The 12,763-nt window shown below is 37.1% G+C and carries 11 protein-coding genes; 2 read left to right on the top strand and 9 right to left on the bottom strand.

Annotated elements, in window-relative coordinates; all coding sequences use genetic code 11:
* Positions 1–15 precede the first annotated feature (15 nt).
* From cyoE to OPF91_RS08800, 4 genes are all read right to left on the bottom strand, one after another.
* Complete coding sequence (gene cyoE / locus OPF91_RS08815) at positions 16–954, bottom strand: heme o synthase (protein ID WP_264988379.1); 939 nt, start codon at positions 952–954, stop codon at positions 16–18.
* Positions 955–1,172: 218 nt separating this feature from the next.
* Positions 1,173–1,823, bottom strand: a complete 651-nt coding sequence (locus tag OPF91_RS08810) for an alpha/beta hydrolase (RefSeq protein ID WP_264988378.1) — start codon at positions 1,821–1,823, stop codon at positions 1,173–1,175.
* A 17-nt stretch (positions 1,824–1,840) separates the two neighbouring features.
* On the bottom strand, positions 1,841–2,398 hold the full coding sequence (locus OPF91_RS08805; protein WP_264988377.1) for a hypothetical protein: 558 nt from the start codon (positions 2,396–2,398) through the stop codon (positions 1,841–1,843).
* Between the two features lie 98 nt (positions 2,399–2,496).
* Positions 2,497–2,976: a thioredoxin family protein gene (locus tag OPF91_RS08800; RefSeq protein WP_264988376.1), complete on the bottom strand. Its 480-nt coding sequence runs from the start codon at positions 2,974–2,976 to the stop codon at positions 2,497–2,499.
* 175 nt (positions 2,977–3,151) lie between these two features.
* Here OPF91_RS08800 and OPF91_RS08795 point away from each other — a divergent pair, with 175 nt between their 5' ends.
* Both OPF91_RS08795 and OPF91_RS08790 read left to right on the top strand, forming a co-directional pair.
* Positions 3,152–5,209, top strand: a complete 2,058-nt coding sequence (locus tag OPF91_RS08795; protein WP_264988375.1) for a YhgE/Pip domain-containing protein — start codon at positions 3,152–3,154, stop codon at positions 5,207–5,209.
* 69 nt (positions 5,210–5,278) lie between these two features.
* Positions 5,279–5,749: a PCYCGC motif-containing (lipo)protein gene (locus OPF91_RS08790; protein ID WP_264988374.1), complete on the top strand. Its 471-nt coding sequence runs from the start codon at positions 5,279–5,281 to the stop codon at positions 5,747–5,749.
* A gap of 45 nt (positions 5,750–5,794) precedes the next feature.
* Here OPF91_RS08790 and OPF91_RS08785 read toward each other — a convergent pair whose 3' ends face one another.
* Genes OPF91_RS08785 through OPF91_RS08765 form a run of 5 tightly spaced genes read right to left on the bottom strand, consistent with a single transcriptional unit; the run spans position 5,795 to position 12,429 of the window.
* Positions 5,795–7,849 carry a cellulose biosynthesis cyclic di-GMP-binding regulatory protein BcsB gene (locus tag OPF91_RS08785; protein ID WP_264988373.1) on the bottom strand — a complete coding sequence of 685 codons (2,055 nt, stop codon included), beginning with the start codon at positions 7,847–7,849 and terminating at the stop codon, positions 5,795–5,797.
* A gap of 11 nt (positions 7,850–7,860) precedes the next feature.
* Positions 7,861–9,120 (bottom strand): glycosyltransferase family 2 protein, encoded by a 1,260-nt coding sequence (locus OPF91_RS08780; protein ID WP_264988372.1) that lies wholly within the window; start codon positions 9,118–9,120, stop codon positions 7,861–7,863.
* Complete coding sequence (locus OPF91_RS08775) at positions 9,113–10,555, bottom strand: DUF2334 domain-containing protein (RefSeq protein WP_264988371.1); 1,443 nt, start codon at positions 10,553–10,555, stop codon at positions 9,113–9,115. The genes OPF91_RS08780 and OPF91_RS08775 overlap by 8 nt, the downstream gene beginning before the upstream one ends.
* The gene (locus tag OPF91_RS08770) at positions 10,545–11,402 is read right to left on the bottom strand and encodes a diguanylate cyclase domain-containing protein (protein ID WP_264988370.1); all 858 of its coding nucleotides are present in this window, start codon (positions 11,400–11,402) and stop codon (positions 10,545–10,547) included. Before OPF91_RS08770 ends, OPF91_RS08775 begins: the two co-directional genes overlap by 11 nt.
* A complete protein-coding gene (locus tag OPF91_RS08765; protein WP_264988369.1) occupies positions 11,377–12,429 on the bottom strand; it encodes a hypothetical protein in 1,053 nt (350 codons plus the stop codon). The genes OPF91_RS08770 and OPF91_RS08765 overlap by 26 nt, the downstream gene beginning before the upstream one ends.
* Positions 12,430–12,763: the final 334 nt, after the last annotated feature.

The following is a 12,763-nucleotide window of genomic DNA, read 5'->3' as shown; positions in this document are numbered from 1 at the left end:
TTGTTGGCTTTTCAATTAATACAATTTAAAAATTACACCTACTACGGAATAAATAATGACAGTTGAAAATAAAATTGTCATATGGAAAAGAGAGAACACAAACATTTTCGTTGCCCATTTTGTTTGATCCGTATTGCTGTGGTAGCCATAAATACTCATACCTAGCCATGCCATGCTGAGTAATAATGCAACAAGCATAATCCCCACACTTAAAGAGCCGAATAAAAAACTAGATAAAATTAATAAAATCAAATAAAAGTTGGTTTGATAATACGTTCTGCGCAAGCCTTTCGCAACAGGTAACATAGGCACATTTGCCGCTTCATAATCCGCATGTTTGCGAATGGCAATCGCATAGAAATGCGGCATTTGCCAAATGACCATGACAAAAAATAACCCTAATAAAGCAGGATGCGTAATATCAGAGGAAACCGCAGACCAGCCGATAATTGGTGGTATCGCCCCACTAATACTACCAATTTCCGTATTATAAATTGTGTGACGTTTTGTCCACATTGTATATGGAACCACATATAAAAATACACCAAGAAAACCGAATAAAGCAGCTAATGGAGAGGCAAACGCTAATATCACTAGCCCTGCAATTAGCATGAATATAGCTAACAGCATTGTCGATTTGACCGACATCTCTCCTGTCACGGTTGGACGACTTTGTGTACGTGGCATAATGGCATCAATATCGCGATCATAGACATTATTGAACGCCCCTGCTGCTCCAATAACAAGGGCAGAACCAACTGTCGAAAAAATCATCTCTGGAATATGATCCACAAATGTCATTTTATTTTTATACATGCCTAATGTTAAACCAGCCCACATGGGAATGAGGTTCGATTTTATAATACCTGTTTTCACTGTTTGCGCTAAAATCGTAGAGCGTGTAGGCTGTTTTGAAGAATCTATTTGCTGCTCCATGTTTATTTTTTGTTCCATTCTCCTTAATTCCTTCTCTCATAATTTCTACGCTCTTTACTTGATTGAAAGAGATTCGTTCATTCACAACATCTTCTATGATACCATTGACTGACATGAATTTGAACCTCCTTCCCGTGAATCCTTTTCGAACAAATGAAAAATTGTGACACAATTCTCCATGAATCGACATAAAGAAGCCCACTTCCATAAACAATAGGTGAAGTGGGCTTCTCTTATTAGTGAATCGTCGTTTGCAGTTGCTGTGCTAAAAATAATTGTACATCACGTAAATTATCAGGTGTTACACCATGACCGTCTGCATATTGCTTAAAGGTCACTGTTGCGCCAAATTGCTCAAACAGCTCTTTACTTTCTTCTCCCCACTGCGATGGAATAACATAATCATAGTCACCATGCGAAATAAAGATTTGTAAATGCTCTACCGAACGAATAGCATAATCAGTTGTCACAAATTTGGGTGTATAACCGCTAAGTGCCACTACGCCTGTTAAAAAACTGCCCATAATAAATGCCAATGATTGAGCTAATACAGCACCTTGACTAAAGCCCAACACATAGACTTGATTTGGGTCAATTTGATATTCCTCAACAGCTTCCAAAATAAAACGTTTTAATGCTGTTAACACAACATCAAAAACATCACGGTCAGGTTGTCCAATATCTTGAATCGTGAAAAAAGCATAGCCTGGCTTTTGTGTGACAGGACCGCGTAAGCTAAAAATATGGCATTGCTCCTTAAAATCTTGTACTAATGGCGGTAAATCTCTCTCATCACTTCCCATACCATGCAGTAAAAAAATAGCAGGGTATTTTTGCTCCCCCATCGTCGTAGGCTTTGTATGTGTAAAGGTAAATGGTGTGTTCATCGCTCAAATTCCCCTCTTTAGCGTAATGTCGTTTTATTCAACAGACCATCTAAATGATAAGCAATATAACCATTGATAATCCGAATCGTCTCTTGTGGGTCCGCTTCAAATAACAGCTGTGTTTGTGCTGGTGTAGAAACAAGTACCATTAATAAATCAGCACGCATGGAATGCCCCGCAGAACTGTAAGCATAGTCATAAATAATCGCTTCTTCCACGAAGCCTTCTTCTATATATTGTTGATGGAATACCTCTTTTGCTGCATCTATTTGCTCCGCTACTTGTTGACGAATACGCAATTGATGCACTAGCAACTCTTCCTCTAATGCAACAGGTGTTAGCCATTTTTTCGCCTTCAACATCTTCAGTAATTCTTGCTCCCACACTTGCTCATTCTCTGTAAAATAAAGCATATTCATCATCAGCATATCCCAAAAGTCTCGGTCTTTTTGTGCCGATTGACGATACATATCGATTGTTTGCTGAAAGTGTTGCTCCATCTTCGTTATATCCATGCCATGCACTAAATGATGACATACCTTTTCAATCAATTTGTTTGCTGCTTCTTGTGCCATGTAAAATCCGTCCTTTTATCGCAATAAAATCGTTCCATTTCATCATACCATGTAAAAAGAGACTACTCAAATTCACTTTGATGTAGTCTCTAAAGCTGTTATTTTTTTAACACTTCTTTATTTAAAAAATCGCGCAATTGCTCTTCCGAAATAGCACCTACGAAACGGCTTACTTCCTTGCCATCTTCAAAATGAATAAATGTTGGTGTTGCTTCAATGTTATATTGATCCCATAATGCTCGGTATTCAAGGACATTTAGTTGACCAATATCGACATCCAATTCATCAACGATTGGCATTAACACGGGTGTAAATGCTTGACAGTGGACACATGTCGGGCTAAAGAAATAAGCATTGACACTTTCCCCTGCAGCAATCTTTTTTTCCAGCTCATCTGGCAACATAATTTTTTGGTAATTTTCGTCTGTCACTTGGTCAAGCGTTTCCTGTGTTAAATCTTTATCGCCATATAACTCTTGTGCTTTTGCCATTTTACTCTTGTTCGACACATTCGTTAGTACAATAATAGTAGCAAATAGCACAACAATTACTGAACCAATAATTAATAATTTTTTCAAAGCAACTAGCTCCTCCTTTACACACTAAAAATAGCCTAATTTTAGTGTATCTCAGATTGATTATATAAGGTTTTGAAAAGATAGTAAACTAATTTCCCTTTTCTCCAAGTATGTGAACATAATTTAGCTGATTTTTGACAAGCTAAGTCTATATGTTACTGATGGAGTGATGACGATGAAACAGACCATTCAACATGCTTGTCGAATTTATCGGCAAGATTTACTTCATATTACAACCAATTGGGTAGTAGCCGTCATTATTGGTGGACTCATTTTTTTACCTTCGCTTTATGCTTGGCTCAACATTTACGCTTCTATGGACCCGTATGCACAAACAAGTCATATGAAAATTGCTATCGTGAATGAAGATACAGGCACAACCATTCAAAATCAACATATTGTCGTTGGTGATGAAGTCGTGCAAACATTACAAACAAATGAGAGCTTCACTTGGTCTTTTTTACCTTATGAGCAAGCACTGCAAGCATTGAAAAATGGCGATTACTTTGCCGTTATTGTCATTCCCAACGCCTTTTCAACACAGCTCTCCTCTATTTTAACAGATATGCCAACAAAGGCACACATTGATTATTATGTGAATGAAAAAATCAATCCGATTGCTCCTAAAATTACAAGTAAAGGAGCTAGTGTGCTTACGCAACAAATTTCGAGTGAATTTATCTCTACAGTCAATGGCACATTATTCTCTATTTTTAATACCATTGGCGTTGAAATAGAACATGAAGTGCCTGATTTCCAAAAATTTGAGCATTATCTTTTTACTATCGACCAACGTCTGCCTGAAATTGAGACCTTTTTAACACAGGTGGCACAAGATGGTCAACAGGCTGAAACATTATTAAATCATACGATCGCAGAGCTACCAGCCGCTAAAGCCATCCTAGCAAATGGTCTAACAGCGCTTCAACGAGCAGTATCTTTAATGAATGATACAGAAGCTTTATTCAATCAACTAATGCCAACAATTCAACAGGATTTACAGTCTATACAATCCATTCAGCAACCTGAGCAACATCTCCAAGCATTACAAACGATTTTACAGGCACATATTGAGGCACATCAACAATTGGGGCATGTAGTACAATCACTCTTACAGCAACGTACATCACTTGATACAGCAACCGTCCAACAGCTAGAACAGTTAAACACAATATTACAAACGATGCCTAAATTGTCAGATGCACTTGCGACCTTGCAACAATTGAATATGAATCAAGCAGAGGATATAAGCACCTTGTTGAATAAGCTTCAGGAGCAAGTCCTACCACAACTACGCAATACCTTTGCACATACGAAAGAATTACTTACAAAAGCCAATGCAATTCTACAGCAAGTGCAGCAGTCATTACCTGATGCCATTAATCGTTTACTGAAAGCCCAGAAAATGCTGACGACAGCTAATCAAAGTGTTTCCGCGCTGCAAGCCGATTTTCCAGCTATCCGTGCGAAAATTCAAGCACTCACACAAAAAATACAAGCACTTGAAAAGGAAATGTCTATTACCGATCTTGTACAATTATTAAAAAACGATGTACAGGCAGAGCAGGATTTCTTTGCAGAGCCTATCCAATTAAAAGAGCATCAGCTGTTTCCTATCGCCAATTATGGCACAGCAATGACACCATTTTATACGGTGCTTGCTATTTGGGTTGGCTGTTTATTATTAATTTCCTTACTAGCAGTCAATTTGCCAGCACAAGAACACATTTCCGTGCGAGCCATTTATTTTGGACGTCTCCTGACGTTTCTGACATTATCCCTGTTACAAACCTTCATTATTACGGTTGGTGACTGCCTTCTTTTAAATAATACGCTGGCTTCACCACTCTATTTTATCCTATTCGGATTGCTGATTAGCTTTGTTTTTATAACTGTTGTCTATACACTTGTGTCCGTATTCGGCAATGTGGGCAAAGCGTTAGCTATCGTCATGCTCGTCCTGCAAATCGCTGGCTCTGGTGGCACATACCCAATCGAATTGCTACCACCTTTCTTTCAAGCCATCCACCCTTTCCTGCCATTTACTTATGCCATTTCATTATTACGAGAGGCAGTAGGTGGTATTATATGGACAAAAGTAAGCATCGACTGTCTGTTATTAATTAGCTTTTGGCTATTCTTTTTACTTATGGGTGTCTTTTTCAAACAATTACTCCGTCGAAAAATGGAACTTTTTATGAACAAAACACATGATTCTAATTTATTTCACTAATGATTTACGCGCCCTCCTCTTAAAATCATGTATACTATAGCTATCAACAACCTATAGGGGGTATTTGTTTTGAAAAAATTAATGATGCTGATGACATTTGTACTGATTTTGAGTGCCTGTAGTAGTGAAAAAGAGGCATCACATGATGAACATGCTCATGTGACGGGTGATATTCAAGAAGAAACGGCATCTGCTGATGTTTTACCGTCATTTTTAAATAATCAACCTGAAAATGTCCGTTTCGTTTATCAAGTTGCAGGGCAGTCTACAGATATTTTGCAATGGATTCCTTGCTACTGTGGCTGTGGTGAGTCAGCAGGACATAAAAATAACTTAAATTGCTTTATTCAAGAAAAACGTAAAGACGGCACAATCGTGTGGGATGATCATGGTACACGCTGTCTCACTTGCTTAGAAATCGCCGTACAATCAGCCAAAATGTATCAGGACGGCAAAAGCTTAAAAGAAATTCGCACTACAATTGACAACACCTATAAAGAAGGCTACGCTAAACCAACACCAACGGATATGCCTGCATAATAAAACACCCGAACAATCTCGCTATTGTTCGGGTGTTCTTCTAGCTTATTCCTCTTCTGTCACTTCATTTTTCTTACGCTTGCGAAGAATGAAGTACAGAGCAATGCCAATAACGGCAATCAGCCCAATAAACTCTGCAATTACGATAGCAGAGACACTTGATTGCTCCTCTTGTGCTGCGTCTACATCTGTAGCCGTCTTAGCACCTGCTACAAATTGACCTTCTTTTGTCGCCACAGCCATCTTGACTACTTCATTTTCTTGCTTTAAATTTGTTAAAAATTCACTTGCTTGAACAGTATCCTCTGTTAATCGCAACAGCATGACTGGCTTCTGTTGTTGCCAAAAACTTGCTGTGACAAAGGCAGATTGCGCTATCGTGGTTGGTAAAAAACCTTGCTGTGCCAATTCTTCTGCTGTATGCGGTATAGTCGATGTATGTTTAGTAAGCGTCGTAAATTGCTCTAGCTCTCCGACAAAAATAGCTGCATGTTGTTGTAAATCTTTTTCTGTTACCGCCCCATTTTTGACCAGTGTCGTTTGTGCCATTTGACCATTCATCATCAATTCCTTATAAAGCAGTAACATTTGACCATCAACTGCTTCTGACGCATCTGGCACAATAATCAATGTATCCTCATGAAACGTATTTGGGAAATCTTTTAATGAAAAGGACGTTTCTGTTACTTCATTATTCCCCATAATTAATGTACTACTACCATCAATATATAACCAATAACGCTCATTTGTTGTTTCACAAGGATCTTCTAACTGGAAGCCGGTTACTTCAAATTGAATATCTGTCATCGCCTGTTTATTTAAAAGATTCGTCTCAATTGGTAGTTGTGCCTCATAGACATCTTTCCCAATCGATTCTAGCTTTCGTAAATCAATCGCATGTGGCACATTATTAATCGTCACAATTAACTCTACTTGGCGATCATTTTGATCTTTTGCTGCCGTTGTTGGTAAAATGGCTGCTTTCTTTAATTTGAAACGCATCACCGCTTCTTGATCTGCCTCTAATCGTGGCAAGGAGATATAATAATGTGGTGTGAATGTGCGGTCACTCGATAATGTTTGACCTTCAAACCCAAATTTCGTAAATGGAATCGTTGTAAATGATTGCTTTTCCAATTGTGGCAGCTCGTCCACTACCATCGTATCCCCCACTAATTGTTGAAATAAACGAGCATCTGTTAAAAGGGCTATACGCTCTTGTATTTCTTCTGGTGACGTTGCCGTTACCCATAACAATGGTACATGATTCGTAGCATCTGTATTTCCTATTGCATGTATACTTAAAGATACGCCTTTGTCATACGTGATATTTGCATTCGTTGCTATTTTTCGCATCAATTCCGTGCTAAACTCATCTTTCGCCCCAAGCACAATCGCTGGGCCTGTTAGCTGTTCGATCGCATTTTCTCGTTTAATTTGGACGTTTTTCACACTATTGCTGGATAAATAGGCTGCCAACTGATAGCCACTATTCAATGTTGCTTCAGACGCATTTTCAGGCAAAATTAATGTTGTTTGGCTATTTTCATAGCTTAAAAACATGGATGGATAGCTACCTAATGTCCATTGTTGCTGCTCACCATCAAAGGTAGAAATAGACGACATAATATCAAGACGAAGCCAATTTCCTATATTACCTGGTGCTACACAAATACCGTCTTTTAAGCTGCCATAAAAGCTAGCTGTTATTTTATGTGTTCCTTTACTTAGTGCTTCTTTCGGTAATATGACTGTGATGGATTGCTGTAATTGTTCGGGTGTTAGAGCAACTGTTTTTACAGATACATCATCAATTTGTATCGTAAAAGAAGATGGTGCAATTAATAATTCCGAATGTTGTGTGTGGAATGTCACTGAATAATTGTTTGGCTCCATATCTTTTGACAAAGTGTAATAAAAATCTCTTGAGGCAGATGGTCCCTGCAAATCAATTGCTTGTGATAATAATGGTTTTTGATGTGATGAACTCTCCTCTATTTTCAATGTTTGGTGATCTACAGAAATTGTTGCTGCTTCCACATGTGTGGATAAGAACAACAAACTAAGCATCATCATAAATGCATAATATAGACTTTTCATTCTTCCTCTCCTTACTTCGGCTTTTTTGAGAATCGTTCTGTTTTATACCACTGAACTTCTTGCCCTGTAAATAATCGTTTAATTTCTAAATATAATGACCAAATAACGAGTACAATCCACATTTGAGAATAGGTAAAGTACATCAAAATAACATAGAAGAAATTTTGGCGATTCATCTCCGTTTTCTCAATGCTCAACGTAATCATAACCTCACCTAAAAATAGTAAAAAGGCGAGTCCCCATAATACGAGCGATACATTGCCTACTGTTAAGCCAATATCGAAAAATAAATTGGCGATAAATAAACCATTTGATAAAATAACACCAAAGAAAAATAAAAAATAAGTAAAAAAGAAATAAAGTAAGTCAAACATAATGCTCTTACGTTTCAATGTAAAAAATTGACTTAAAAACTTCAAGACAACATATTGATTTCCACGTGCCCACCGTGTGCGCTGTTTCCACCATACCTTTAAAGTTTCAGGCTCTTGCTCCCATGTAATCGCTTTTGGGAAAAAACGAATATGATAGCCTAAATTATAAACACGAATGGTTAATTCTGTGTCCTCTGCTAACGCCTTGACATCCCAGCCACCTAATTGCTCCAATACACTTCGTCGAATGGCAAAGTTTGTACCTGGAATAGTTGCCACCTTAAACCATTTCCAACGCCCACCTTGTGCCATCCATTGAAAACAAATGGTTTCGATATTAATAAAACGTGTCAGCCATGTTTCGTTTGCATTGACTACTCGAAACTTCCCTACTGTTGCTGCGGCTTTCGGGTCGTTTACTAGGCCCATCACCAAATACCATACAGCCATACGCTCTGGCGTATTATCAGCATCATAAACAACAACGATATCGCTACTTGAGTCGACCAATGCTGAATTTAATGCGGAGGATTTCCCTTTCCCTTTATTCGGCTCCACCGTATCGAGCACCCGAATAAAGGGGAACTGCTCAGCAAATTTCCTTGCAATTTCCCCTGTGTTATCAGATGAATTATCATTAATGACAATAACCTCTAATTTATCCTTTGGGTAATACAAACGAGACATCGCCCTTAATGTTTGCTCAATGACTACCGCCTCATTATGTGCAGGTATAAAAACACTGACAGACGGAACATTGACCATCTTCTTTGACCATTCATCGATTGGTTTTTCAAATGAACGAAAATGAAGATAGCCCCCCTCCATGAGGAACATATGATACAGTAGCATGATCCAAATGAGGAATAGTGAAATATAAAATAAAATATCAGCCATTTGTTTTTCGCTCCTCAAATAATCGTTTACGCAATGTTATCCGCAAACGGAATGTATTCACAAAGAATAATGCCACGAATAATGCTACCGTTAATACAAGCCCCCAGAGCATTACTTCAAACGGGCTTTCTTGAAAACGCATTTTTAAACGTTCTCGATAAGAAAAGGCCATATCATTCGTTTGCTCACCTGTTATTTCTTGTGATATTTTTCCATTATCTGTTTGTACAGTTTGGTTTGTCTTTTTGAAATCTAACCATTTTAGTTCAGGCTTCTTTTGTACATAGGCTATCAATTGCTCTGCATAGGTTGCATTAAGATAAGCTGGATATGCTATGCCAAGGACAGAGCCTGGTACTTGTAATACTTGCTCCATTCTTCGCTGTACAGGATAGAAAAAATCATCACTGATACTTGCTAATTCTGTAACTGTATAGGGATAGTATGTTTGTTGTCCCTGATGTGTTATATACAATGATGTTTGATTGTGCTGTTGTACAACTCCTGTAAACAAAGGACTATCCTCATTCGTTAATATGGGGTAAATTTTTCGTTGTACAAGGTAATTCAAACTTTCTTCCAGAGGCATATTTGCTGATGAAAGTACAAATGGCAAACCCCTCTTTTGTAGTTTTTGCAAATAGCTCAATAAATTTTGATTATCCTGTAAATATAAAACCGCGTGATCTTTTTTTACATAAATAGGTGCTATTTCGAGGCTAATCGGAATTTGCTTTGCTATAAACATGTCCACTACCTTTTCTAGCTGCTTGCTATCTGTTTGTGCGTTAATGTCTGTTAATACAATGAAAGCTTGATGGTTAAATGGCGCTTGTAATAGTAAAAGATCCGTTATGATCCTAGGCCATTCATATTGCATCGCCTTATTGTCAATTATCTCACCGATATAAGACCAATTTCCCTGTGCTGCCTGCACGATAAATGGATAGTTTTTTTGCAATGTAGAGGCTTCCTTCACCACTTTAGCGTCTGAAGAAGGAATAATGCTCTGCCATGTAATCGTTTGGTCAAAAATGTGCTCTCCGATTGCTCGCAATTCCACTTTCTTTCCCATTTGCCATTGTGAAAATGGTGCTAATTGTAACGTATTTTCACCAATCGCTATGGCAGAACCTTGAAATGAATTGAGTGCATCTAATGCTTTTTGTGGCATTTTGGACGATGTATAGCTAATCACAATCACCTGTTTATATGTTTGTAAGCGTTGATGATCCACTTCGTCTATCGATAGTGTATCCACAGCTGCATATGCGTTTAACATGGCTTGTACATAAGCAGTAGACTCTGTTTGTTGTTTCGTTGTATAAATAATAGCGATATCTTTTTCCTCAGCAAATGCCGTCAAGACATTCGTCATACAGATAAGATAAACAAAGCTAATGATGAAGAGAAAACGATATGAATTATAGTTCACTTGTTTTCATCTCCCTTTCTAACTCCACTAATAATTCATCAAATGTTTCATTCATTAATGGCTGATACGTAAAATAGCTTGTTTTATAATTTAAGGTTACCCATTTTTCATTTAAAAGTTGATGATTGCGTAAAGCTTGGTCTAATTTATCATAAATGATGCCGATATATTCTTCTGTCGTATCAATCAATAGTAAGCCGACATAATTGTCACGGAAGCGATATTTTTTATCTGTTTGTCTGACTGTTTCTTGTATGCGCTGTGCTAGCTGCTGCCATAAAAAATGAGCTTCTTTGATACCATATAATGTTTGAAATTGCTCATAATTTTCAATTTTTAAAGCAATAAAAACAAAAGTATGTTTATGTCGATCAGCTCTACGCATTTCTTCATTCACACTAATACGCATACGCGCTTCATTTTCAAAGCCTGTTTCTACATCAATTGCCACGTAATTTTGAATATCTTGCTGTAACAGATGAATATAACGTGCCTGTTCAACCAATAGTTCATGTACCTTTCCTGCGCATAAAATATTTAACAGCAGTGCTACACCATATATGAAAAATACATTCATTGGCAATGTAACATTAAAATAAGCAATACTCCCAACAAAACTAATATAGAGCAGCATGGAGCCACTGACAAAGATGAAGAGCAAGCTACTAATAAGACCAAAAACCGTCCCGCGCCATAGCGTGAGTAGAATAAGCAGAATTAAAAAAAGATGTAATAACAAACTGTCCGTATCTTGATGCAATAAAAAATAACTAGCACATTGTAGTAGTAGCAATAAGACAATACCATAAATCAATATTGACTTATTCCAATTCATCGCTTTCCGCATTCTTTACCTCTCTTTCTGCCAATAATGGTAGTAAATTATCAAAAATATGTGTTGCCTGTGTTTGTTTATCTACATAGCCTGTGCCTTTATTGACTCTCAGTGTCTCCATTTTTTGCAAAAACTGCTCCGCCAAGTTTCTTTCACCAATCGCCAGCATATAGCGAGCCGCCATTGCATACACGGCTGGTGATTCATAATCCACGGCTGGTTGATCTGTGTTAGCATCATAACGACCATATAATTTGCCATCTCGACGGTAATGTTGCAATAGCCATTTTCTAAAAACAGTCGTTTCTCTATCTAATGTGCTCATATGATACGCTGTGTATAATTGATCAATCATATGTAGTTCTTTGTCAAATACATATTTTTTCGATTGCACATCATAATATTTCGGAAAATACCCCTTTTGTAATGGTGCATTTCTTAAAATCGTCAGCTGCTTATTGAGTTGTTTTTTTGAGATAAGCTGATGGCTTTGCAGGTTCTTTAATGCTATCGGCATAATATAGCACATTGTTAATACTGAAGCTTTATCGTGTGATATTACATCTACAAAATCAACAAATACATCGTCTTTCATGCCATATTTCGCTAAGTTTTTCCCGATTTTTGTTGCTAATTTTGTATAAGAAGGCTCGTTCCATTTATCTCCTGCTACAAACAATGCTTGAATAATTCGTAAATCATCAATAAGTGCGTTCACAGTTGCTGCTTGTTGTCCATCAATTTGCCAAACAATAAAGTTTTTTTGCAGAAAATGGTCTTCTAGTACAGATACTTGCTCATCAAAACGTCCTTGGTCATCCTTTTCAAGCAAATAGTCTAACCATAAGCCCACCGATTCCGATAAATATAAGTCATTCTGCTCCGTTAAATCTGTGGCTAGTAAACCTTGGTCATTCATTAATTCTTGAATGACAAATTGTTCTGTCGATGAAAGTGGCTTTTTTTGTGACAATGCTTCTTGCTTGGAGCAGCCAACTAACAAACACACCATCACGACAATAAAAATAGATTTCTTCATCACTATTTTTCCTACTCTCATTCGTATTTCTTATTATAATACCATTTACTATACAAATTCTGAACAAATATATGAATAAAGTATCTATCAATTATTTTTATTCAAAATGATTTTATAAAACGTAAATCTAAATACCTTTTCAAATAAATAAAAGTGATATTTTTTTGCTTTTTATAATAAAATATAGCTATATTATTTCTATTCTACTATTTTTCCTTTACAAAAATATAGCCGCTTATTTATGCATGATTTATATGCGAACTTGCTATAAATTCACTTAAATAGAGCGAATTTTCTTTTTTCTCTTGAATTTCACACTATAATCCAGTAAAGT

It is taken from the genome of Lysinibacillus piscis (genome assembly GCF_026012395.1).
Lineage (GTDB): Bacteria > Bacillota > Bacilli > Bacillales_A > Planococcaceae > Lysinibacillus > Lysinibacillus piscis.
The sequence above is the reverse complement of the archived record's forward strand: the minus strand, read 5'-3'. Positions and strand labels throughout refer to the sequence as shown.